Here is a 22069-nt window from a genome sequence, read left to right on the forward strand (position 1 = left end):
TAAGCTCGATAATATGCCTCTGTGTTAATTCCTTTGAGGCCTATGATTATGAAAACTACCTTGGGTATTTTAGCCATTGTTATGTGGAGCTGCTTAGCCTTCTTAGGGGTTAACACTGCGGCTATTCCTGCATTTCAATTGTTGTCTATATGCTTTGCTATTTCGGCGTTACTGATGTTTATTAAACGCCTTATTTTAAAAGAAAATTTATTCTCCAAGCCAACGTTATCAGTTAAGCAATGGTTAGTGGGCGTTGGTGGATTATTTGGCTTTCATTACTGTTATTTTACCGCTTTAAAAATAGCGCCAGCAATTGAAGTAAGCTTAATTGCTTATTTATGGCCGATGCTGCTAGCGGTATTTATTGCAACTAAAGCGACTCGTATCAAAGCATTATTAGGCGGCTAATAGGCTTTATTGGTGTGAGTTTTATTATAGTGGGTGATACTGATCTGGCTTACAATCCTGACTATATTAAGGGTTATACATTAGCTGCTTGCTGCGCAATATTATGGTCGACTTATTCTTGGTTCTTTTCAAAGTCAGATAGTAACGCTGCAAACTCAGTTGATAACATTGGTTGGTTATCGTTAGTTACTGTTTTATTAGCGCTAATTGCATACTTTCAATTAGAGACTGGTGATCCGTTAAATTCTCTAAGTTCTCAATTAAGTTCTCAAGATTGGCAGTTCACAGCTCAACAATGGATTAGCATCATTTTATTGGGAATAGGCCCTGTTGGTGGTGCATTTTACTTATGGGACATCGCTTTAAAGCAGGGAAATAAGAAGCTTTTAGCCTCGTTAAGCTTTTGTACGCCCCTAATATCATCTATTATCTTAGCACTTGTTGGACTTAACTTATGGTCTTCGAATATACTGATTTCATTAAGTTTAATACTGCTAGGCGCGCTGGTTTCTAATACGCGAACTCTTTCGTTCTCAGCTCTGCTTTTATACATAAAATTAAAAGCGAAACGAAAAACACACAAAATCTCAACGTAAATATAAGGCGATAACATGCAAATAACATGGGACGATTTTCAGAAAGTAGATTTAAGAATTGGCACTATTATCGAAGTTACTGAGTTTCCTGAAGCTCATAACCCTTCGTACAAAATGAGAATAGATTTTGGTGATGAAATTGGTATTAAAAAGTCTAGCGCACAAATTACTAAGCTTTATAACTTAGACGATTTACTCGGTAAGCAAGTGCTTGCCGTAACTAACTTTCCACCTAAGCAAATAGGCCCATTTATGTCGGAATGTTTAGTAACAGGTTTCTACAATACCAATAAAGATATTGCGCTAGCGATGCCTGAATTTGATGTACCAAACGGTTCTAAGCTTATTTAAACTTATTTAGATTATGACTTAAATATGAGTCTATGCTACAAAACGAAAAAGAATATGCCCATACTAACTACCACGGTAAGTAAGGTATTTCGCGTAAAGTAAGCCAGTAAACACGCGATAATAGCGCCCACTAAGTAGTTATTATCAATACTTAAATAAAGCGCCTGCTCTTTGACTAAAACCAAGGGCGCTATTATTGCCGTAAGTACAGCAGGTGCCGCATAACTAAGAAACTGCAAAGAATGTTTGTTAAGTTTTAACGGTAACTTAGGTTCTAAAAATAAGTAACAACTGATAAAAACGATTGCAGCCATTAACCCTATGGTTATCCAAATCATACTGCTTCACCAGTCATTCTTGCATACAAAGTACCGCAAGCCATGCCAATAAGAGCCGAAATTAACAAGCCTATTTCAATATTGTAAATGCTACAAACCACCGAACTCACCAACGACACTAATACACATACCAATATAGATTTGGCTTTAACCATAGGAATAATAATCGCGATAAAGGTAGAAGCGATAGCAAAATCTAAACCCCAGTTTTCCATATTCGGTATGCTTTGCCCTGCAATAATGCCGAGTAAGGTAGCGATGTTCCAAAATACATAAAAACTTAAGCCACCACCTAGCGCATACCAACGGTTAAATTGCTGCTCTTTGCTTGTAGTAACAATGGCAAAGAGTTCATCAGTTAATAGAAAGCCAAGGGACAGGCGCCACTTTAATGGTAGAGGACTTACGTCTTTTCTTAACGCCATACCGTAAAGTAAATGTCGGGAAGTGATCAGCAACGTAGTTAGCAATATACTTGTTAAACCTATGCCCGCTTTTATCATACCTAAAGCGACAAGCTGAGCGGCTCCAGCAAAAACTATCATTGATAAACCTTGCGACTCAAGTGATGTTAACCCAACCTCAATGGCATAAGATCCCACTAAAATACCCCATGGGATCACAGCGATACTTAATGGCAACATAGCGATAACGCCTTGCCAGAATGACTCCTGCTTCGATTGGGTTTTGGGCTTCTCTTTGAACTTGCTTTTGAATTGTTCTTCGGCTTGCACTGGCGCTTCTCTTAGTTCTAATCGCTTAGGAAAGTTACTTTTAAATACGGCCTTTAATAAAAGTTATTTTACGACAAAAAATGATAAATTTATTGTACAAAATTGGCTCTTAACGCTTTTGAATAAACACCAGGTGTTACACCCATGGCACGTTTAAAATGACGATATAGATGGCTTTGATCATGAAAACCACTATCAAGCGCAACATCCATCATTTTATGACCTTGTTGAATCAACTTTTTAGCGAGTCTTAATCGGCTTTGTATTTGATAAGTATGTGGTGGTAGCCCAAATGAACGTTGAAACTGCCTTAATAAATGACATGGACTTAAGCCTGAAATCGTCGCTAATTTCTCCAAAGAAACATCTGCAGCAGGATATTCATCTAAAAACTCTTTAACGAGCAATACATTACTTTTATTAGGTTGAGCTAGGTTGATATCGAAACTGGTTTTACTATGACGCACCACTAACTTTACCAGAGCAGAATAAAGTACACTTTCACGCAACAAAGTATTTTTAGAAGTATTAAGGGTGGTAAAAGTTGTACGTAATACTTGCGCTAAATGAGGATCGTAAACCACAGCTTGTGGGAAGTAAGGAGCGCCTTTATTTAGCCCTAACTCTTGACTGATAGATTCAAATACAGCAGGCAGTGGATACATCGCACGATACGACCATCCACCTTCAGATGCTGAACAGCCATTATGTACTTCATCGGCATTCACTAAAATAATACTGTGCTGTGGAGCAATATGATTATCACCTGTGCGATAGAATTTTTGCGCGCCATTATCGATAACACCCACAGTATATCCAGCATGACTATGCCGAGAGAAATTCTGTTTATAGTAAGTCGCGTCAAGCAGTTCAATACCGCCTAACTCTTCTGTTAACTGAAATTTCGCCCTTTCTTTTAACGCCGTCATACTGATTCGTAGTTACCCATTTTTATACATTATAATTCATCGAGATTAGCATGTTTTGTACAATATGAGCATGTAAGTCTTAACTAACCCTTTCCAGAGAAAGTCATCCACAACATTCCTAAAAAAGCATAAGTCTGCTATATTTTATGAGCTTGGTTATTACCTATTGTATTGGCCTTTTTTAACTAACTTATGAATCGAAAATAAGGAATAAATATGTTTTCCTACCTTAAAGGTAAATGCTCTATTTTCGTTTCACTTTCTGTTTTTTTATTATCTGCTTGTACTTCCAGCCCAACTTTAATGCCAACCCCTAATGTATTTGTGAACACACCTTATTCAGAAAACGATATACCTAAAACTTTACGTGAAACCAGTATGGAGCTGATTTATGTAACCGACAGAGGTACTTCAGAAAAAAAAGGCGTTAAATACGATGCCAGTCGTTCATCATCCATTGCCTACGGTATTGCCAAAGTAAATTTTGGAGACAATTCACTACCGTGGAATGAGTTGGTTGAACAAAGTAACCTACAAAAACGTTCTGCCGATTTAACTTATGTTATGGAGCAAGTTGATGAACAAGGGCGTTTTCCTTTATCACCTTATAAATTTAAGATGATAGGAGAGCAACTTCAAATTGACGAAGACATTTTAGAAAAGAAATCTTTCCATGAAAACCAAATCAACAACAAGATCAATCAACGCCTAAAAAACAGCGAGAATAAAGACGTTGTTTTATTTGTTCACGGTTTTAACAACACCTTTGATGAATCGGTATTTACCCTTGCTGGTATTTGGCACTTTATGAAACGCCAAGGTGTACCTATCGTATATTCTTGGCCAGCGGCGGCGAAAGGCTTTAACGCTTATTTTGCAGATAAAGAGTCAGGACAATTTACTATTTTCCATTTGAAAGAAACCTTACGAATACTTTTCAAGAACCCTGAAATAGAAAATATTCATATTATTGCCCATAGCCGTGGCACTGACGTAGTAACAACAACACTTCGTGAACTCATCATAGAAAACAGAGCCAGCGGTGGAAACCCGAAAAAAGACTTACGCATAGAAAACCTAGTTCTCGCAGCTCCCGATTTAGATTTTGGTATAATTAAACAAAGATTAATGGCAGAACAGTTTGGGCCCGCTTTCGGAAAAATCACCATTTACACCTCTCAAGAAGATAGCGCTTTAGGTATTTCTTCGTGGTTAACAAACAGCTTGAGCTTTGGCCGATTAAATACAAAAGATGTGAACGTAAATGAGCAAAATATCTTTAACTCAGTAGGAAATGTTAGCTTAATTAAAGTACCTAAATCAAGCGGCTTTATCGGGCATGATTACTTTCATAGTAATCCAGCGGTAAGTTCTGATCTTATTAATCTACTATTATACAAAGCCGCTCCTGGTTCAAAAGAACGTCCATTGAAGAAGCTTGAGAATAACTTTTGGTCGCTCGGTTCGGATTATTTGATAGAGAAATAACTTCTAACCTCTCTTAGGTATTAGTTTTCCTACTAAATTCCAAGCACAAAAAAAGCCAACGACTTACGAAGCTGACTTAATTTTATTAATAATAGAATAGCTATTATTGAGCCATTTTCACTCGAATTCTGTTTTTTGCAATACGTTGTTCATGCAAAGCTGCTAATGCTTTTTTTGCGTCAATTTCTTTCGGCATAACTACAAAAGCAAAGCCTTTTGATAGACCTGTCGCTTGATCTAAAACCAGCGTACATTCGGTTACTAAACCATGAGCAGAAAATAAAATACGAATTTCTTGTTCAGTTGTTGAACGAGAAAGGTTACGAACTAAAAGTTTCATAATTAACCATTGGTGTGTTTCTTTATACTGCAATTATCTCACAATTCTTCTACAGACCATATTAGTTTGTGTATTTTATCGCTATCTCACTGTTTCAGGTTTTTACAGCTGAGTATTCTATCTTTCAACTATTGTCGCTTTATTGTTTAAGGTATTAAAAAAGTCTTTGATTTGGCTGGTTTCTTCGCCGGTTAATCTAATACCTAATTGATGCCAGCCTGTGTCTTCTATCGCTTGTTCAATAGTAGTTGCTGCACCATCGTGAAAGTAAGGCGCGGTATTTAATACGTTACGTAATGAAGGTACTTTAAAGAAATAGTTATCGCCAGGATTCTTGGTTATATCACCAACGCCTTTATCTATTGTATTTGGGTAAGGATGTACTATGCCCATTTTCATAAATAAACGGCTGCCCAATAACGGTCCGTTATGACATGCCACACAGCCTTTTTCGATAAAAGTATTTAGCCCTATTTTTTCAGCTTGTGTGATGGCTGTTTCATCACCTTTTAAATATTCGTCGAGCCTGTCTCGGGTAATTAAAGTGCGCTGAAAAGCCGCTAGCGCCTGCGAAATATTCTTTATGGAAATAGGTTGTTCTTGTTCTGTAAATGCTTGTTTAAACTCAGCTAAATAGCATTTATTGATTAATCTTGTGAGCACTTCGTTTTCAGACGGCATCGCCATTTCTTTTATATCGAAAAGTGGAAAGGCAACTTGTGCTTCTAAGGTTTTAGCGCGTCCGTCCCAGAACTGAGCGACATGCATTCCTGCATTCCATGTGGAGGTTGAGTTTCGTGTACCCAACTTGCCTAAGGCACCTAGAGATACCTTTAAGTTATCAACACCTGCGGCATTATTAATAATGTTATGGCAGCTATTACATGATTGTGTTTGGTTAATTGAAAGCGCGGTTTCAAAGTAAAGTTTTTCGCCTAAGGTTTGTTGCTGTTTGTTGTCAGCTTCACTGCCTTTCATTTTATCAGGCATGGGCTGGAAAAATTGTAATGTAGATTCGATAAGACTGTTAGTTGCGTGACTTTTACTTATATTGCTTAGTGTGAATAAAAGAGTAATGGCACAAAGTAGTAAAGTTTTGTTCATGAGGCTTCTTTTCTCCTGAGCATTTCTTAATATGAAAAAAGAGAAGAATAAGTGCTTAGGCAATAAACCTGTTAGTACTCATTCTTCTCTTGCTATAAGGTTAACTCTGTAATGATACTGAGTTAACCTTTATTACTTACACCTTTGTGTATGTAGGTTTTCTTGTATATTTCAGGCTTATTTCAGGTCAAAGCGATCTAACTTCATTACTTTGTCCCATGCGCTTACGAAATCATCAACAAATTTCTGGTCAGCATCTTTTGAAGCGTAAACTTCTGCAATTGCTCTTAACTCTGTGCTTGAACCAAAGATTAAGTCAACTGGTGTTGCTTTCCACTTTAACTCACCTGTAGCACGGTCACGACCTTCGTAGATACCTACTTCAGATTTAGCTTTAGTCCATTTGTTAGACATATCTAATAAGTTAACAAAGAAATCGTTAGTTAATACGCCAGGCTTGTCTGTAAATACACCTAGTGCAGAACCATCGAAGTTAGCATTTAATGCACGCATACCACCAACAAGTACCGTCATTTCAGGAACATTTAAGCCAAGAGTATTAGCTTTGTCTACTAACATTTCTGCTGGAGCCATGTAGCTTTCTTCGCTGTAGTAATTACGGAAACCATCAGCATTAGGTTTTAAGTAGTTAAACGATTTAACACTTGTTTGTGCTTGTGTTGCATCAGCACGACCTGCTGTAAATGGAACCTTAACTTTAAAGCCAGCATCTTTAGCTGCTTTTTCAATTGCTGCACCGCCACCAAGAACGATTAAGTCAGCAAGAGAAACCTGTTTCTTAGATGATTTCTTGTTGAACTTAGTTTGAATAGATTCAAGCTTAGCAATAACTTTACTTAGTTCTTTCGGGTTATTAACAGCCCACTCGTTTTGAGGAGCAAGGTTAATACGTGCACCGTTTGCACCACCACGCATATCTGTTACACGGTGACTTGACGCTGAAGCCCAAGCAACTCTTACTAATTCAGACGTTGTTAATCCTGAATCAAGTATTGATTTTTTAAGCTTAGTTACATCTCTATCAGAAACTAACTTGTAAGTAACTTCTGAAAGAGGGTCTTGCCATAATAAAACTTCACTTGGTACTTCTGTGCCAACGTATCTTGCACGAGGTCCCATATCACGGTGAGTTAACTTGAACCAAGCTTTAGCAAATGCTTTATCAAAGGCACCATCTTCAGCTCTAAAGCGTTCAACAATTTTTCTGAATTCTGGATCTTCTTTTAATGCAATATCAGTTGTAAACATAATAGGCGCATTACGCTTATTAGGAATATGTGCATCTGGTACTAAGTAAGCTGCCGCTGGATCATCTGGTGTCCATTGTTTAGCGCCTGCAGGACTTTTAGTTAAAACCCAGTTAAAGTTCATTAAGTTGTCTAAGTAGTTTGAAGACCATTTTGTAGGTGTAACTGTCCAAGCGCCTTCTATACCACTTGTAGATGTATCAGCACCAACGCCAGTTCCACATGCGTTTTTCCAACCTAAACCTTGTTCTTCAATTGCTGCAGCAGCTGGTGCTTCACCTAAACAATCACTCGGTTTTTTCGCGCCATGTGCTTTACCTAATGTGTGACCACCAGCAAGTAAGGCTACAATTTCTTCATCGTTCATTGCCATGCGACCAAAAGATAATCTAATGTCGTCAGCAGCTAAAAGAGGATCAGGTTTGCCGTGCGGTCCTTCAGGGTTAACATAAATTAAGCCCATTTCTACTGCAGCAAGTGGTCCTTTAAGTTTGCCTTTATTGTCACGACGTTCGTCGGTAAGCATTTTAGTTTCAGAACCCCAGTAAACTAAATCAGGTTCCCAATCATCGCTACGTCCACCAGCAAAACCGAAGGTTTTAAAGCCCATAGATTCAAGTGCTACGTTACCAGAAAGTACCATTAAATCAGCCCAAGAAACTTGGCGACCGTACTTTTGTTTAACTGGCCATAATAAACGACGAGCTTTATCTAAGTTTGCATTGTCTGGCCAGCTATTTAGCGGGTCAAAACGTTGTTGTCCACCTGATGCACCACCACGGCCATCGTTTACACGGTATACACCAGCGCTATGCCAAGCCATACGAATCATTAAAGGACCGTAATGTCCCCAATCTGCTGGCCACCAGGCTTTTGAGTCAACTAATGTTGTTTCAATATCTTTTTTAAGTGTTTCAATATCAACTTTTTCGAATTCTTTAGCGTAGTTGAATTGCTCCCCGTATGGGTTAGATTCTGCGCCATGTTGTCTTAAGGCACTAAGGTTTAATTGATCAGGCCACCAAAAAGCATTGGTTAATGTTTTTGGACTTGTATTAGTGGTTGAAGATGTGTGCCCACCTTCAGCAAATGCTGAAACCGTTACAGCCATTGATGATAAAGCAACAGTAATTGCTGCTGCCATTGGTAATGCTTTTTTGATCATTAGTCTTTCCTCTTTTACTACTTCGTTTTAAGGTGTGTAATAATTAATCTCAGGTTATGTGTAGATTAAGTTTTCAATTTGTAATATTTAATTTCAAGTGTAGTGTAGAGGCTGGAGTATCTTCTGGATATTTGATTAATTTGAAGATAACGTTCTGTTTTTTAAATTTATCTATTTATTGATTTAAAAATCAACATATTGCTATGTGTTCTTATGGTGAGAATTAAGCATTTGGAACCTATAACCACATAATGCAGCTGTTAATGTTCTAAAAAATTTATTAATATAACTACTTCATTCCATTTAAACTATCGTTTCGCTATGATTTCATTCAAACAACTCTCTTATGCTTTAGCTATTGAAAAAACCTTACATTTTAAAAAAGCAGCTGAAGCCTGCAATGTTTCTCAATCCGCTTTAAGTACTGCTATAACAGAGCTTGAGAGGCAATTAGATGTCACTATTTTTGAACGAAATAACAAGCAAGTACTTATTACAGATAAAGGCGAGCTTATTCTCAACAAAGCGAGAAGAGTGAAATTAGAATTAGATGAATTACTACAAATAGCACAAGTTGATAATCAACCATTCGCTAACCCAATGAAAATTGGTGTTATTCCAACTATTGGCCCTTACCTTTTACCTAAAGTATTGCCGGAAGTTAGAGCGCAATACCCTGATTTCAAATTACGTATTATTGAAGAACAATCACACAACTTAGTTGAGATGGTACGTACCGGTGATATTGATGCTGCAATACTTGCCTTGCCCTTCCCTATTGAAGGCTTAATGAGCTTTGAATTTTGGGAAGAAGACTTCTATTGGATTTGTCATAAAGATGAATACCTGCCTTCGATGCAAGAAATTACCAGTGATCAATTAGAAATAGATAAACTGATGCTGTTAAAAGACGGACATTGTTTAAAGCAACACGCTTTAGCTGCATGTAGCTTACAAAACAAAACGCAAGAGTCTGACTTTGACTCAACCACTTTATATACTTTGATCCAAATGGTGGCAAGTAAGTTAGGTTCTACCTTGGTGCCACATATGGCGCTAGATCAGTTGATATGTAATGAATCAGAAATTAGAGCCGTACATTTAAATGAACCCGGTCCGCATCGTTCTATTGCTTTGGTTATACGACCAAACTACGTAAGAACAAGCGAGTTAACAATACTGATGAATATATTTAAAGATGAACTAGGCAGTTCGTGTGGTGTAACAGCAGAATAGCGCTAATGGTATTGAGATAAGTAACTATCAATAAGCTATAGAAAATAACTACAAGCAGACTTAAAAAATGCCATCTAACATTTACCCTGTTTTTGTATACAAATAGTAAGTAATCCTTCTTTCTACAAGAAAGCGGGATTAAACCCTCCTTTCACACATCAACCAATTAAACTCTATTTTTTAAGTCATTGATCTAACGATAACAATCACGTAATGTCGATGGTAATTATAATTTAAAGGGGATTGTTTGTCTTTTCAGAAAGGCGGATTACATCCTCATATTAAGCTGTTATGTTTTTCAAGGAGTATCTATGAACTGTTGGATTTGTGGCAACATAGCTAATTCGGGTGAGCATATGATAAAAGCGTCAGACCTTAGACTGTTTTTCCCTGATTTAAGTCAAAAAAATCCAATTCTTCATAAAACTGATAACGGTAAAGTTAGTAAAGAGATAGGAACAGCTAAAAGTAAGTGTCTTCACTATTCATCGAGAATATGTGTAAATTGTAACAGCGGAACTACATCAAAGCATGATAAATCATGGTCTGTACTTTCTAATTTCTTGTATGAAAACCCTAAACTACAGGAACTTTGTTTTGAGGATGTTTGGGGTGACGAATATAGACAAAACATGCTAAATGTTCACCTCTATTTTGTAAAGCAGCTTGGCTGTGCCATTGAGTCTTGTCAGACATTACAATCACCAATTCCATTGAAAACAGAATGTTTTGCTGAATCTATTTTAAAGGGTATAGGTAATAGAAATATATTGCTTAGTTTCCACAGTACCGAGCACCAAAAATATACAGCATTATCGGATTTATGGGTTGAATATCACCCTAAAACCGGAAATGTTATTTATTGCTGTTTTTTCTATATTATAGGAAACTATGCAGTGAAAATTGCCTATGCTAGCTTTGATATAATATACCGTGGTATGGATCAAGCGTGGCTTCCATATCATAATAAAAAAGGTATTAATAAAGTTAAAATTCAGCCGTTTACCAAAACATAACAAGTCATTAAAGCAGGACTAAAAACAGCGGGCTGTTCGCTTCGCTCCATTTTAGCCCACTATTTTTAGCCTCTTAATGAGGCGTTATGAGTCTACTGCTTTTTGTCTGTTATTTTTTGTAAAATAGGTTGGCTTTAACAAGTGGAATTTGTGCTTGTTTCAAACGAGTATCGCTAGTTAAAGTTTATCAAAGGTCACCAATAGTATTTGCTTTTGAAGAGACTTTTGTAGCAAATACATCGGTTCGTAAAAGTTGATTGGGTAGCTCAAGTTAAACTTCATTTACACATTAGGTGTTTACTAATAGCGTCGTGTTTTGAGTTAATGTAAGTTACTCATAACAAGGCAATTCAACAAGGACTAAAAACAGCTGGCCATTGCTCGTGCCTCGCTTATTTTGGCCTACTATTTTTAGCCTGTTAATATGGGCGTTAGCAGTCTTATTCAGTTTGTATAAATCCGGGATTGGTTTTAAGTAAAAAGGTTTTACGTTTCACTTTACCTCTCCCTAATTAAAATTTACTTATCGTTAATTGCTTTGTGTTGTTTTCTCGGTGTTAATTTTTAAGTAAAGTGTATTAAAAAGCGTTAGTTGTATTATTTGGTAGTTATAGCGGTAAACCGCAAACGTTTATCTTCCACGGCTAACAAGGCATTGCAAAGGACTAAAAACAGCTGGCCGTTGCTCGTGCCTCGCTATTTTGGCCAACAATTTTTAGCCTCTGAATGAGGCGTTATGCATACCATTACCACTGAGGATATTATGGAAAATATTGTAATCACAGGAGTCACTTCGGGATTCGGAATTAATTGGTTGTACGAATTAGATAAGGGAAGTGATATTACTTTTTTTATTTTAGCGCGCAACGAAGAAAAGTTTAATTCTCTTTTAAAACAAAATCCATTAACTAACTCAATTCACTTTATTCAATGTGAATTAGACTCGTTCCAATCAATTGCTAATGCTGTAAATTCTGTAAAGACATTAACTAATACTGTAGATACTTTAATAAATAATGCAGGAGTTTGATCAAGCAATAAATTTTCAACTTCTAAAGATAATATTGAAATTACAGTCGCGGTTAATCAACTAGCTCCTTACTTATTGACTGGACAACTTCTGCCTTTACTTAAAAATTCGGTTAACCCAAAGGTTATAAATACAGCTTCATTTCGGCACAAAGATGCTAAAGTTGACATTAAAGATATAGAATTACGAGAGATCTTTAATGCTGAACAAGCTTATTGTAATAGTAAGTTATATTCGGTTTTATTTACTAAAAAATTAGCTCAGTTATTGAAAAGTACAAATATTACAGTTAATTGCTTCGATCCAGGGGTTGTGGATACGCCTATGTTAAAAGATGCTTTCCCCAAGTCATTAAGCCTTATATATCCAATGTTTAGAAAGTACATTGCACGTTCGCCACAAAAAGGCGCAGAAACAGGTGTATATCTTTCTCAAACATTAATATGCCAAACAGTCTCAGGCGAATACTTCAAAGATGCCAAAATTAAAGCAGTAAGTAATAACGGCAATAATCAATCACTGATAGATTGGTTGTGGAATGAAAGTATACGGCTTACAGGCTTTAAGTACGCTTAAACTGAAGTGAACGTATGCATAACAAGCGCTTCAAACGGAAAAAATACAGTTGGCTGTTTTCACTCCGTTCAACATTTTAGCCAACTATATTTTTCCGCTTAAGCGGGCGTTAAGTTTCTTAAGGATGATTTGTGTTAGATTCTAAAATAATTATCGCAATTATTGGTTCAAGTGTTTTGGCTGCATTGGTTACAGCAATATTTTCAAGAATTCAGCACTCAAAGAGCATAACAGTCCGCTATGTCACAGAAGAAAGAGAGAAGTGGAGAGAAAGTTTAAAATTAGCAATGAGTGAACTTTCTGAATTGGTTAGCCTTCCTGATAGTGATGCCGATAAACTGAAAACAGTAAGAAAAAAAGCGACGTATATAAAACTCTGCTTAAACCCAAATCCTAACCATTCTACTGACTCTTCCGCGTTGGGAAAACTTGATGAGATTTGTGATTCACCTTCGTACGAGAGCTTTAAAGAACTAGAGAAAGGAGTTCAATTAATACTCAAACATGACTGGGAAAGGGTGAAATTGGAAACCCAAACAATCCACCTTACTTTTATTTACTTCCTTGTAACGATTAGTTTTATTTACGGAGCTATATACTTTTACTTTAAAGACACTGCAATATATAAAAATCTACAAGGTATTGAGAGTTTATCTGGCCTATATTCCGAGATGTTTTGTAGTTTGGTATCCTTTGCAATTGGGTTATATTTGGTTAGCATCATATACAATGCATTCAATAAACGTAGACTGAAAATCAAGTAGTAATCGAAACTTAACAAGTCACTCAAAAGGACAAATAACAGTTGGCTGTTTGCTCCTTCGTCGCTTATTTTAGCCAACTATTATTTGCCTCTTAGTGAGGCGTTATGTGTTTAGGTTATTATGAGTCCAGAATATTGTATTTCTCATAAAAGAGAGCTGAGTAAAACGGAAAGAGAGTTAATTGTATTTCTCTTAACTGATTCCGGTTTTAGTGAATTACTGCCAAGTGTAAAACATTTAAAAGTGGTTGCACGCTGTGGTTGTGGAGTTTGTCCAACTGTTTTACTCGGAACTAGCTTAACTTCTGAAGCTATATTAAATGCTTCAGATATAACTAGATACTTAGGCACCATGAGTAATGGAACTAAAGTTGGTGTAGCACTTATGGCTCAAGGCTCACAATTAACTGAATTAGAGGCATGGTCTGTATGTGGAGGTGAGTTTAGCACTTGGCCTGAAATAGGCACACTGGAATGCATCAACACATAACAAGCCACTCAAGCAGGACTTTTAACAGTTGGTTAGGTTCCGCTTCGCTTCACATTATAACCAACTATCAAAAGCCTCTTAGTGGGGCGTTAGCAGTTTCAAAGGTTCTGATGAAAACTATTATTTTAACGTTCATTTTAATGTGTTGTAATGTTTATGCTGTAGTGCCAAGCACTCAATATTATATTGATGCTCAAAAAACAATAGTTGTACTTGAAGCTGAATTAAAAGAAATTAAGTCTAATTTCACTACCACTAGCCCTGAAAGTTCGCAACTCAAAGACAATATTGAGAATGAAATTAAGCTTATTAAGCAGAGAGTCGAGTTATTCAAAAAATTAGAGCGTAAGCAACTCATTATGTATTCAAGTTCATGATTTAACTAAAAAACTGCTAACAAGGCGTTCAAACGGACAAATAACAGCTGGCTGTTGTTCGTGCCTCACACATTTTAGCCAGCTATTATTTGCCGCTTAACGTGGCGTTAGATTTTTATCACGTGCATAGGATGATTCATATTTGGAAGAGCCGAAATAAATGAGGTGTTTACACCTAGGAATTCAGAAGTAAATACGAATATGTACATTGAGAGGGTAGCTCTAGAAAAAGAATTATTTCGTTCAATTAAGGGGAGTATGCACTCATTTTTATTTGGTGAGAGTGGTAATGGTAAATCATGGCTATATAAGAAAGTATTCGCTGAAAAGAAAATAGAATATGTTGTTGCTAATTGTGCAAGAGCTTCAATGAAGAAGTCTATTCTCGATGAAATTCATTCAGTATGTGTACAAAATGGAACTTCACAGAAAGTTTCCTATACGGAAACTAAGAAAGCAGGAGTTAAAGCAGGTGTTACAGCTGAATTAGCTCATCAAGGAAGCTATGATATAAAACAAGAAGACAGGTTAATTGAATCTTTTATAGCCATCAATGAAAAATCTTGTAATAAACCTGTAGTAATTGTTTTTGACAATGTCGAAACAATTTTCAAAAATGAAGAGTTAATGAGTGAATTGTCAGACATCATTATTCTATTAGATGATTCTCGTTACTCACAATATAACGTAAAGTTTTTAATTGTTGGTGTCCCTAACCAAGTACTTGAATACTTTTCTTCTGCTAAAAACCCATCCTCAGTCGGTAATAGAATTCAAGAAATATCTAGAGTTACAGGCTTAGTTCCTGGTCAAGTGGTAACTTTTTGTGAAAATGGCTTTCAAGATCATCTAAAAGTTAACATTGGTGAGACACAATTGAAGCGACTAGCACGACACATTTTTGATATTACTTTAGGTGTTCCCCAAAGGGTGCATGAATATTGTGAAGGGTTATCTTATATAATTGAGGATAACAAATGGACTTATCAACCTACCCAGTTAGATTTAGCAGATCATGACTGGTTAAGAAAAGGGTTACGTGAAAACTACTCTGTAATAGAGACATATTTAAACTCAGATGAGACGGCAAACGGAAGAAGAAATCAAGTTATCTATGCTTTAGGGAGAATAGCCCAACACCAAGTGAATACAGAAACTATTGGTAAACAAATCGAAATAGAGTTTCCGAATAACTGTCCTAGAAGTAAATCGGGTATTGGCCAAGTACTCTCTAACTTAGCGAAAGGAGATAAACCTGTTCTTAAAAAGATTGCCCACTCGAGTTCTTACTCGTTAACTGATCCACGATACTTAATGTGCATTAGAATAATGTTGCATAAAGACGAGACGTCTGAAAATGTGCTTAAAAGGTTATTTAAACTTAACTAAAAATCTAACAACACGTTCAAACGGACAAAAAACAGTTGGTATTTATACAATGAGGTTAGTTCCAATAGATAAATTCGATGATGAAGCTTGTGAAAATATGATGGCTGCATCAAACGAAGATCTCGTGCCATATATAGATGGTTTGCTTGAATGCTTGCAGGATTTAAATTGGCCTATAGCCGGACCTGTTTCTGAACGTTTGTCTAAGCTGAGTGTGGAGCTAGTTGAGCCAGTATTAGATATCCTAAATAGTGATGACGATGTATGGAAATACTGGATAGTTTCGCACTTCCTATATCAGGTGGAAAAAGAAATTTTTCAGTTGTTGCGCTTTAAGCTAAATAGCATAAAGCTACACCCGACAAAAGGGGAAGTAGACGAAGAAGTACATGATGTTGTGTGTGAACTGCTCCTTGCAAGAAAAACAGCATAACAAAAAGCTGCAATTCATCATTTAGGTAAAATTCTAATAGAGGAGTTTAATCTCAAAGCTAAACCGAAAGTTTCATATAATAAAGAACTATTGCCGGATCCATATATCGGGAATATAAGCGCAAAAATATAAGCTGTTCAAGCGGGACAGATAATATCTGGCTGTTATTCGTCTTCACACCTAGCCAGCTATTATTTGCGCTTAACGTGGCGTTGGTAAAATCTCCTATTCAGACAATAGTTCACTCATAAATGTAGTTAAAAAGTCCATCAACACTCTTATTCTTCGATTATGTTGAACATCAGCATGACAAACTAACCAAAATTCCAAGTTAGGGAGTGTTATTTCTGGCAAAATCACTTTTAATTCTGACCACCTCTTTATTAAGTGATTATGTGTAATCGTTATTCCTGCCCCTTGCTTTGCTAATTCTATTTGCAAAGGTAAAAAGTCAGTTTTTAGATAGAAGTCTTTGTCTGTCACAGCAAAGCTTAATTGCTGTAATGACCTTACAAATTGAGAATCTTTATCGAACCCGATTAAAGTATGTTGGTAAATGTTATCAATGCTTTCTGGATGACCAAAAGATGATAAATAGTTTTTACTTGCTGTTAAGCTAAGTGAAATGTCAGGCAAGCGTTTAGCAACTAATTCGGGTTGTGTTGGCCTAAACATCCTTAATGCAATATCTGCATCTCTTTTATGTAAACTTGTTGATTGATTAGAAATATCAACTTCAACTTGGATTTCAGGATAAAGCTGATTGAATTGAGTAATGGCTTGAGGTAGGTAGTAAAGGCCAATAATTTCGTTTGCACTAAGCCTTACACTGCCTGCAAGTGAGTAAGTAGAGCCAGAGGCTGTTCTCAAAAACTGTTCTGAGGCTGAAAGCATAGTATTGCTACTTTCCAATAACTTAGCCCCTAAATCAGTAATCTTTAATCCTTGTGTACTTCGTTCAAAAAGCGTGATTTCTAATTTTTTCTCTAGTAATAAAATTTGTCTGCTTAACGTTGGTTGCGAGGTCTTTAGTACTTTTGCCGCTTTCGAGAGGCTCCCTAACTTTGCTACCGCAGAAAAAGCTTGAATGAGATCCCAAGGCAAATGGTTCATTGAATTTCTCTTTAATTTAATTTGGTATAGCTATTATATCAACATACGCTATTCATATATGAATAGCGACAATCAAAATCTTGCTATTCGTTCATAAAAATATGTGAGTATAGTAAGTTGCATATTCAAATTTATTATATTTATATCCAATTAAAAAAGAGGTTTACTATGTTTGTAGGTCATTATGCCGTAAGTTTTGCACTAAGAGCGACTCATAATAAAGCATCATTAGGTGTGTTATTTCTAGCGGTACAATTTGTTGATTTATTATTTTTCGCGATGACCTTTTTTAATATAGAGAGGTTTTCTATTATCGAGAATTATACTGATTCTACCCACTTCAGACTTGATTTTATGCCTTATAGTCATAGTCTCGTTGCCGTTGTTTTTTGGACATTAGCCGCCTTCATTATATTGAAGGTTTTACAGTTTAATAAAAAACAAGCTAAAGGACACTTTTGTCTGTTAATAGCTATCGCAATACTCTCTCATTGGTTCTTAGATTTAATCGTCCATACCCCTGATCTCCCTGTATTTTTAGATAATACATATCTTCTTGGATTTGGCTTATGGAATAATGCAGTGCTTACTTATCTGCTTGAAGCAATACTACTGATCGCTGGTCTTTGCTTTTATCTTAAATCAACTCATAAGTCGGTGCAGAAAATAACACTTTTATCACGGTTTGGCATGCTTGCCTTTGTCATATTGTTGCTGGCTATAAATGTTGTAAATATTTTTGGTCCATTGTCTGTTGAAGACACTAAAACTAGTACAGCAATTTCGGCTATGGTAGCTTATTGTTTATTCTCAATAATTGCATTTTGGTTAGATAAAAAAAGGATTGGGTGATAAGGCTATACCTTTTAACTTCACCAACACATCATTTACACATAACAACATGTTAAATCAAAGAAAATATAGATATCCACTTCCGCTTTGAACAACATTTTAACAAACAATTTTTTACAACTGTAGGTGGCGTTATATGCCCGTAATGGCAAAGTCGATCGCTGCAATAATTTCGTCTCTTAATGGTTCAACTGAACCAATAGGATCTTTGAGTAATTTGGATGACATTGAAGCAATCTGAGGTGTGAGTAAAATATGTCTCCAATTAATCATTGAATTAAGTATGCCCATTGTAAATGGGCATATAACAAGTAACTATAGTGTCAAATCTTAATAAACAATGCATTTTGGCAATTCAATGTAACTGTTCGAGCTACATAAAAAGAGGAAATAGATACCTTATCTATTTCCTCTTTTTTTAACCTGTAATAAACAGATCTGACTGATTACATACTTAAGTTATAGCTTTAAAAAAATAATTAATGAATGCCTTTTATGAAAGCGTCACACGATTCATTAAATTCAGCTTCTTTTACTTCAGACTGTAACTGACAGCCGACTAAATAACTTACACCTTTGGCTTTATTTTTAATTAATTTTTTATCTTTAAAGTTAGCGCCAAAATTCATGTATTTACTGATCTGTTTACCTTCATTTAATAATTCAAAATTGTAAGGTGTTTCTAGCTTGGTAAATTTCTGCCAAAAATCTTTATAACTGTCGCTGGCTTCATCAGCTAAGTCGTAATATTTAGAGATATAAAATACACCATCTTCATTAATATTCGGGCTAAAATCTAATGTGCCCACAGCTAGCTCGTTGGTATTTTCAGGAGTTACTTCCATTGCCACATATAAATTACTGTCGTTAGTCAGTTTTAGTTTTTCCAAGTCACCAGAAAAACTCGCAAGTTCAAACTCAACATTATTCTTATTAATTTCAACGCTTGAGTCATGGAAGTTCTTCGGAAGAAACTTATCAGGTAGTTTTAAAAACTCTTTCCATTCACTTAATTTACCTGAGTAAGACAGCATAATTCTGTGAAGATTGTCGGGATACGCTTGTTTTTGAACTTCAAGCCAAGCGACTGATGTTTGTAATAAGTCGCACGCTACACCTTTTGGAATAGGTAAACAGTAAATCATAATTGCTTGGTCTGAATATTGATCATTCCATGCGGCTGTTTGCCATACTCGACCGTATTTATCAGTGTGTAGTTCTTCGAAAACTGGCTCGCCGTAAGAAGCGATATACACAGGTGTACCTGCAATTTTTCGGTTCCATTGTACTGACGACAAGAAGGTGTCTAAAATGGTTTTCTTGTCTTTAATAAATGAGGCTAATTTAGTGTCTTCTGGCTTTTCTAATATAAATTGGTAGTTACCCAGCATTTTATTATTACTGCCATACGATAGTGACTGGTTTTTAGTGATGGTTACTTCGCGCTCATTTTCAGGGCTATACAACAACCACTCGCCGTTACCGTTAATATCTATAATAGACAGCATATTATCGTTCGGTTGGTTTTTTAAATATTTATCAACATTCTTATGTTTAGGAAATATTTCACTCTCAAACTTAGCAGTAAATTCACCTCTGGCATTAGCAAAGCGTGTGTAAAAGCTTTTTTCTGCCTCAGCTCTTAAATCCATAATATTTTGAGGTAACTTAGTGCTAAATTTCCAGCTGTATCTGTGTCTTTGCAACGACTCGACTTCAGCCAGTTGTGTCATATAAAATTCAGCTTCTTTATCACTAAAGTTAATAAACTCTTGAATTGGTAGCGCGTAATTGAGATTTTCGTTAGATGACTTTTTGGTAACTATACCTACAACTTCACCTGCTAAGTTAAGTAATGGACCACCACTATTACCTGGTGATGCTGCAGCAGAATAACGAATGTTTTTCCATTGCCCGTCTATAGATTCATAAGTAAATGAAGTTAACGAGCCTTTTCTAAAAATAACGCCTTCGCCTAGAGCATTACCAGCAGCATAAACTACATCGCCTTCTTCGTAGTCGTCACTAAATTCGAATTTATGATATTTAGAGGTATCACCTTCAATAGAAAACTGAATAAGATCTCGATAGTTAGAAAACTTTTCAACCTTTTTAATTTTAAATAAGTTACCTTTGTTGTCGCGAACAGCATAGTTTTTTGCGAATAAAGAATAGTTACCAATGTTAAAAACGTGTGCCGCAGACACTAAGGTATTGTCATCAATTAAAAAGGCTGTACCTACACTGTGTTGCTTGTCTTTACGGATATGAAAGGGGATTAAATCTTCAGGGAATTCATCTTTGTAAATAGTGTTGTCTTCTAACTTTAGGGTGACAACTTCAAAAATTCCTTTTTTTAATGTTTTGATCTGACTGGATAATAGCTCTTCTTGTTCGGCATAAGCAGGTAGTGAAATACTCAACACCAAAACCAACTTTAAGATAGTTCTATAAGCTTTATACATTAACTTTATTCCTTTTAGTTATTATTTTTGTCCTGAATCAAAACCTGTAAAATTTTGATAAAGCTTATTTAATATAGCATCAAAAGTATAAATTATTAATGCTTGAATAAATTAACAATAATCGCCGCACAAGTGCATGTATATGATCATTTTTTTATATAACAGATATAAACAATACAGTGCTACTATGCTTTACTTTCATTTAATTAAATTAGCACTCCATGTTAGTTTTAATAACTAAGCTAGACCCATGTTAAGCTTTCCCAAAACCTCCTCTTCAGACGATACCACTTCGCTTTTTGAATCGATTACTAATAATATAGTTGATAAAGGGTATAGCATTCGCCCTTATGCTTTACCCGAGCATTTAGCTCAGCTGTTATTACAACAAGTTACTATTTTAGATGAAGAGAAATTTAAGCCCGCAGGTATTGGTCGTGCGAAAGATCATGTAGTGAATAACTTTATTCGTACCGACGAGATATGCTGGATAACAGGTAAAAGTGACGCGGGCAGTGCTTGGATAAAGTGGACAGAATCATTACGTGTTTTTTTAAATCAACGTTTATTCTTAGGGTTGTTTTCTTTTGAAAGTCATTTTGCTCATTACGCAAAAGGTGATTTTTACAAAAAGCATAAAGACGCTTTTAAAGGTGAAGATAACCGCATGCTATCGGTTGTGGTTTACCTTAATCAATATTGGTTGCCTGATGATGGAGGCGAGTTGGTTATTTACGATAAACAACAATCAACATCAGCTGTAATTGATAACAGTATTATTAAAGTAACGCCAAATTTTGGCACTATTGTGGTGTTTTTAAGTGAAGAATTTCCTCATGAAGTGCTGCCTGCAAAGCGCGACCGATACTCTATAGCTGGCTGGTTTAGATTAAATAATAGTATTGCTAATAATATTGACCCACCTAGCTAAATAGGAAGTTTAGGAGTTGTAAGCTCAAACGATTATTCTCATCAGTAATCATTTGAGCGAATAGGTTTACTAGAGATAGGACTCAATATCAAAGTAACTTACAACTTCGACAAACACCTACAAACCTAACTCAGATAAGCTTGGAAAGTCATCTGGACGCACTGTCCCTTCCCACGTAAACAATCGGTCTTTTTCTTCAATAAGTAAGTCGTTAATACAAGCAAAACGTTTTTGCATTAAGCCGAGTTCATCAAATTCCCAATTCTCATTTCCGTAAGCACGAAACCATTGGTTTTCAGAATTTTTATATTCATAAGCAAAACGCACAGCGATGCGATTTTCAGTAAATGCCCACAATTCTTTAATGAGTTTATAGTCTAATTCTTTCGCCCACTTCTTAGTAAGAAACTCGACAATTTCAGCTCTACCGTTAATAAAAGATGAACGGTTACGCCAGACACTATCTGGACTATACGCCAAAGAAACAGCTTCTGGGTTTCTGTTGTTCCAGCCATTTTCTGCTGCTCTGACTTTTGTTTTTGCACTTTCAGCATTAAAAGGTGGTAGCGGTGGACGTGGGTTTTCCATTATTGTTTCTCCGAGTGTTAATTCAGTTTTAGGTTTAATTGTCTTAAACGTTACAGTTAAGGTTAGGTAAGTCTTAAGTCTAGCCGCAA

At 36.0% G+C, this 22069-nt stretch carries 23 protein-coding genes and 1 pseudogene; 14 read left to right on the forward strand and 10 right to left on the reverse strand.

From position 1 onward, the window contains the following. Positions 1-48: 48 nt before the first annotated feature. From ACPUVN_RS15540 to ACPUVN_RS15550, 3 genes are read left to right on the forward strand one after another with little or no spacing between them, the layout of a single operon-like run. The gene (locus tag ACPUVN_RS15540) at positions 49-408 is read left to right on the forward strand and encodes an EamA family transporter (RefSeq protein WP_426369394.1); all 360 of its coding nucleotides are present in this window, start codon (positions 49-51) and stop codon (positions 406-408) included. Positions 409-422: 14 nt separating this feature from the next. Continuing rightward, complete coding sequence (locus tag ACPUVN_RS15545) at positions 423-1004, forward strand: EamA family transporter (protein WP_426369395.1); 582 nt, start codon at positions 423-425, stop codon at positions 1002-1004. A gap of 15 nt (positions 1005-1019) precedes the next feature. After that, positions 1020-1355: a tRNA-binding protein gene (locus ACPUVN_RS15550; protein ID WP_304367725.1), complete on the forward strand. Its 336-nt coding sequence runs from the start codon at positions 1020-1022 to the stop codon at positions 1353-1355. Positions 1356-1390: 35 nt separating this feature from the next. On the opposite strand, the gene ACPUVN_RS15555 is transcribed toward ACPUVN_RS15550, so the two are convergent. The 3 genes from ACPUVN_RS15555 to ACPUVN_RS15565 form a co-directional block, all read right to left on the reverse strand. Then, entirely contained in the window at positions 1391-1693 is a 303-nt protein-coding gene (locus ACPUVN_RS15555) for an AzlD domain-containing protein (protein ID WP_426369396.1), read from the reverse strand. Next, the gene (locus ACPUVN_RS15560) at positions 1690-2337 is read right to left on the reverse strand and encodes an AzlC family ABC transporter permease (protein ID WP_426370577.1); all 648 of its coding nucleotides are present in this window, start codon (positions 2335-2337) and stop codon (positions 1690-1692) included. Before ACPUVN_RS15560 ends, ACPUVN_RS15555 begins: the two co-directional genes overlap by 4 nt. Positions 2338-2516: 179 nt before the next feature. Next, positions 2517-3356, reverse strand: coding sequence for an AraC family ligand binding domain-containing protein (locus ACPUVN_RS15565; protein WP_426369397.1), 840 nt, complete (start codon positions 3354-3356; stop codon positions 2517-2519). 216 nt (positions 3357-3572) lie between these two features. On the opposite strand from ACPUVN_RS15565, the gene ACPUVN_RS15570 reads away from it, so the two are divergent. Further along, complete coding sequence (locus ACPUVN_RS15570) at positions 3573-4844, forward strand: alpha/beta hydrolase (protein ID WP_426369398.1); 1272 nt, start codon at positions 3573-3575, stop codon at positions 4842-4844. A gap of 103 nt (positions 4845-4947) precedes the next feature. Here the strand turns inward: ACPUVN_RS15570 and ACPUVN_RS15575 are convergent, their stop codons facing one another. The 3 genes from ACPUVN_RS15575 to katG all read right to left on the reverse strand — a co-directional run bounded on the left by ACPUVN_RS15575 (position 4948) and on the right by katG (position 8721). Continuing rightward, positions 4948-5184: an RNA recognition motif domain-containing protein gene (locus tag ACPUVN_RS15575; protein ID WP_426369399.1), complete on the reverse strand. Its 237-nt coding sequence runs from the start codon at positions 5182-5184 to the stop codon at positions 4948-4950. 117 nt (positions 5185-5301) lie between these two features. Continuing rightward, entirely contained in the window at positions 5302-6288 is a 987-nt protein-coding gene (locus ACPUVN_RS15580; RefSeq protein WP_426369400.1) for a cytochrome-c peroxidase, read from the reverse strand. 177 nt (positions 6289-6465) lie between these two features. After that, on the reverse strand, positions 6466-8721 hold the full coding sequence (katG, locus tag ACPUVN_RS15585) for a catalase/peroxidase HPI (RefSeq protein ID WP_426369401.1): 2256 nt from the start codon (positions 8719-8721) through the stop codon (positions 6466-6468). 321 nt (positions 8722-9042) lie between these two features. Between katG and ACPUVN_RS15590 the strand changes: the two genes are divergently transcribed. From ACPUVN_RS15590 to ACPUVN_RS15625, 8 genes and pseudogenes are all read left to right on the forward strand, one after another. Further along, entirely contained in the window at positions 9043-9957 is a 915-nt protein-coding gene (locus tag ACPUVN_RS15590) for a LysR substrate-binding domain-containing protein (RefSeq protein WP_426369402.1), read from the forward strand. Positions 9958-10268: 311 nt separating this feature from the next. Then, positions 10269-10973, forward strand: coding sequence for a hypothetical protein (locus ACPUVN_RS15595; RefSeq protein ID WP_426369403.1), 705 nt, complete (start codon positions 10269-10271; stop codon positions 10971-10973). Positions 10974-11736: 763 nt separating this feature from the next. After that, positions 11737-12579: pseudogene (locus ACPUVN_RS15600) on the forward strand (SDR family NAD(P)-dependent oxidoreductase). A gap of 131 nt (positions 12580-12710) precedes the next feature. Continuing rightward, positions 12711-13343 carry a hypothetical protein gene (locus ACPUVN_RS15605; RefSeq protein WP_426369404.1) on the forward strand — a complete coding sequence of 211 codons (633 nt, stop codon included), beginning with the start codon at positions 12711-12713 and terminating at the stop codon, positions 13341-13343. Positions 13344-13463: 120 nt separating this feature from the next. Beyond that, positions 13464-13832, forward strand: a complete 369-nt coding sequence (locus ACPUVN_RS15610) for a hypothetical protein (protein ID WP_426369405.1) — start codon at positions 13464-13466, stop codon at positions 13830-13832. 110 nt (positions 13833-13942) lie between these two features. Next, a complete protein-coding gene (locus tag ACPUVN_RS15615) occupies positions 13943-14209 on the forward strand; it encodes a hypothetical protein (protein ID WP_426369406.1) in 267 nt (88 codons plus the stop codon). A gap of 258 nt (positions 14210-14467) precedes the next feature. Then, complete coding sequence (locus ACPUVN_RS15620; protein ID WP_426369407.1) at positions 14468-15598, forward strand: AAA family ATPase; 1131 nt, start codon at positions 14468-14470, stop codon at positions 15596-15598. After that, positions 15567-16031: a DUF5071 domain-containing protein gene (locus tag ACPUVN_RS15625; protein ID WP_426369408.1), complete on the forward strand. Its 465-nt coding sequence runs from the start codon at positions 15567-15569 to the stop codon at positions 16029-16031. The genes ACPUVN_RS15620 and ACPUVN_RS15625 overlap by 32 nt, the downstream gene beginning before the upstream one ends. Before the next feature lie 225 nt (positions 16032-16256). Here ACPUVN_RS15625 and ACPUVN_RS15630 read toward each other — a convergent pair whose 3' ends face one another. Beyond that, a complete protein-coding gene (locus tag ACPUVN_RS15630) occupies positions 16257-17144 on the reverse strand; it encodes a LysR family transcriptional regulator (protein WP_426359414.1) in 888 nt (295 codons plus the stop codon). A 168-nt stretch (positions 17145-17312) separates the two neighbouring features. Between ACPUVN_RS15630 and ACPUVN_RS15635 the strand changes: the two genes are divergently transcribed. Beyond that, positions 17313-17996, forward strand: a complete 684-nt coding sequence (locus tag ACPUVN_RS15635; RefSeq protein WP_426359413.1) for a hypothetical protein — start codon at positions 17313-17315, stop codon at positions 17994-17996. A gap of 132 nt (positions 17997-18128) precedes the next feature. Here the strand turns inward: ACPUVN_RS15635 and ACPUVN_RS15640 are convergent, their stop codons facing one another. Both ACPUVN_RS15640 and ACPUVN_RS15645 read right to left on the reverse strand, forming a co-directional pair. After that, a complete protein-coding gene (locus ACPUVN_RS15640; RefSeq protein ID WP_426359412.1) occupies positions 18129-18269 on the reverse strand; it encodes a CcdB family protein in 141 nt (46 codons plus the stop codon). 206 nt (positions 18270-18475) lie between these two features. Beyond that, positions 18476-20461: a S1 family peptidase gene (locus ACPUVN_RS15645; RefSeq protein WP_426369409.1), complete on the reverse strand. Its 1986-nt coding sequence runs from the start codon at positions 20459-20461 to the stop codon at positions 18476-18478. Positions 20462-20711: 250 nt separating this feature from the next. Here ACPUVN_RS15645 and ACPUVN_RS15650 point away from each other — a divergent pair, with 250 nt between their 5' ends. After that, positions 20712-21392 carry a 2OG-Fe(II) oxygenase gene (locus ACPUVN_RS15650; protein WP_426369410.1) on the forward strand — a complete coding sequence of 227 codons (681 nt, stop codon included), beginning with the start codon at positions 20712-20714 and terminating at the stop codon, positions 21390-21392. A 117-nt stretch (positions 21393-21509) separates the two neighbouring features. On the opposite strand, the gene ACPUVN_RS15655 is transcribed toward ACPUVN_RS15650, so the two are convergent. Continuing rightward, the gene (locus tag ACPUVN_RS15655; RefSeq protein WP_426369411.1) at positions 21510-21980 is read right to left on the reverse strand and encodes a DUF1348 family protein; all 471 of its coding nucleotides are present in this window, start codon (positions 21978-21980) and stop codon (positions 21510-21512) included. Positions 21981-22069 lie beyond the last annotated feature (89 nt).

Origin of the sequence: Pseudocolwellia antarctica (assembly GCF_049933045.1) — a bacterium.
Taxonomy (GTDB): Bacteria; Pseudomonadota; Gammaproteobacteria; order Enterobacterales; family Alteromonadaceae; genus Pseudocolwellia.

What these genes read in the sequence shown, in the direction of transcription:
- ACPUVN_RS15540 (WP_426369394.1), top strand. Translation starts at nt 49, where the DNA reads ATGAAAACTACCTTGGGTATTTTAGCCATTGTTATGTGGAGCTGCTTA.
- ACPUVN_RS15550 (WP_304367725.1), top strand. Translation starts at nt 1,020, where the DNA reads ATGCAAATAACATGGGACGATTTTCAGAAAGTAGATTTAAGAATTGGC.
- ACPUVN_RS15555 (WP_426369396.1), bottom strand. Translation starts at nt 1,693, where the DNA reads ATGATTTGGATAACCATAGGGTTAATGGCTGCAATCGTTTTTATCAGT.
- ACPUVN_RS15560 (WP_426370577.1), bottom strand. Translation starts at nt 2,337, where the DNA reads ATGTTGCCATTAAGTATCGCTGTGATCCCATGGGGTATTTTAGTGGGA.
- ACPUVN_RS15565 (WP_426369397.1), bottom strand. Translation starts at nt 3,356, where the DNA reads ATGACGGCGTTAAAAGAAAGGGCGAAATTTCAGTTAACAGAAGAGTTA.
- ACPUVN_RS15570 (WP_426369398.1), top strand. Translation starts at nt 3,573, where the DNA reads ATGTTTTCCTACCTTAAAGGTAAATGCTCTATTTTCGTTTCACTTTCT.
- ACPUVN_RS15575 (WP_426369399.1), bottom strand. Translation starts at nt 5,184, where the DNA reads ATGAAACTTTTAGTTCGTAACCTTTCTCGTTCAACAACTGAACAAGAA.
- ACPUVN_RS15580 (WP_426369400.1), bottom strand. Translation starts at nt 6,288, where the DNA reads ATGAACAAAACTTTACTACTTTGTGCCATTACTCTTTTATTCACACTA.
- katG (WP_426369401.1), bottom strand. Translation starts at nt 8,721, where the DNA reads ATGATCAAAAAAGCATTACCAATGGCAGCAGCAATTACTGTTGCTTTA.
- ACPUVN_RS15590 (WP_426369402.1), top strand. Translation starts at nt 9,043, where the DNA reads ATGATTTCATTCAAACAACTCTCTTATGCTTTAGCTATTGAAAAAACC.
- ACPUVN_RS15595 (WP_426369403.1), top strand. Translation starts at nt 10,269, where the DNA reads ATGAACTGTTGGATTTGTGGCAACATAGCTAATTCGGGTGAGCATATG.
- ACPUVN_RS15610 (WP_426369405.1), top strand. Translation starts at nt 13,464, where the DNA reads ATGAGTCCAGAATATTGTATTTCTCATAAAAGAGAGCTGAGTAAAACG.
- ACPUVN_RS15615 (WP_426369406.1), top strand. Translation starts at nt 13,943, where the DNA reads ATGAAAACTATTATTTTAACGTTCATTTTAATGTGTTGTAATGTTTAT.
- ACPUVN_RS15620 (WP_426369407.1), top strand. Translation starts at nt 14,468, where the DNA reads ATGCACTCATTTTTATTTGGTGAGAGTGGTAATGGTAAATCATGGCTA.
- ACPUVN_RS15625 (WP_426369408.1), top strand. Translation starts at nt 15,567, where the DNA reads ATGTGCTTAAAAGGTTATTTAAACTTAACTAAAAATCTAACAACACGT.
- ACPUVN_RS15630 (WP_426359414.1), bottom strand. Translation starts at nt 17,144, where the DNA reads ATGAACCATTTGCCTTGGGATCTCATTCAAGCTTTTTCTGCGGTAGCA.
- ACPUVN_RS15635 (WP_426359413.1), top strand. Translation starts at nt 17,313, where the DNA reads ATGTTTGTAGGTCATTATGCCGTAAGTTTTGCACTAAGAGCGACTCAT.
- ACPUVN_RS15640 (WP_426359412.1), bottom strand. Translation starts at nt 18,269, where the DNA reads ATGATTAATTGGAGACATATTTTACTCACACCTCAGATTGCTTCAATG.
- ACPUVN_RS15645 (WP_426369409.1), bottom strand. Translation starts at nt 20,461, where the DNA reads ATGTATAAAGCTTATAGAACTATCTTAAAGTTGGTTTTGGTGTTGAGT.
- ACPUVN_RS15650 (WP_426369410.1), top strand. Translation starts at nt 20,712, where the DNA reads ATGTTAAGCTTTCCCAAAACCTCCTCTTCAGACGATACCACTTCGCTT.
- ACPUVN_RS15655 (WP_426369411.1), bottom strand. Translation starts at nt 21,980, where the DNA reads ATGGAAAACCCACGTCCACCGCTACCACCTTTTAATGCTGAAAGTGCA.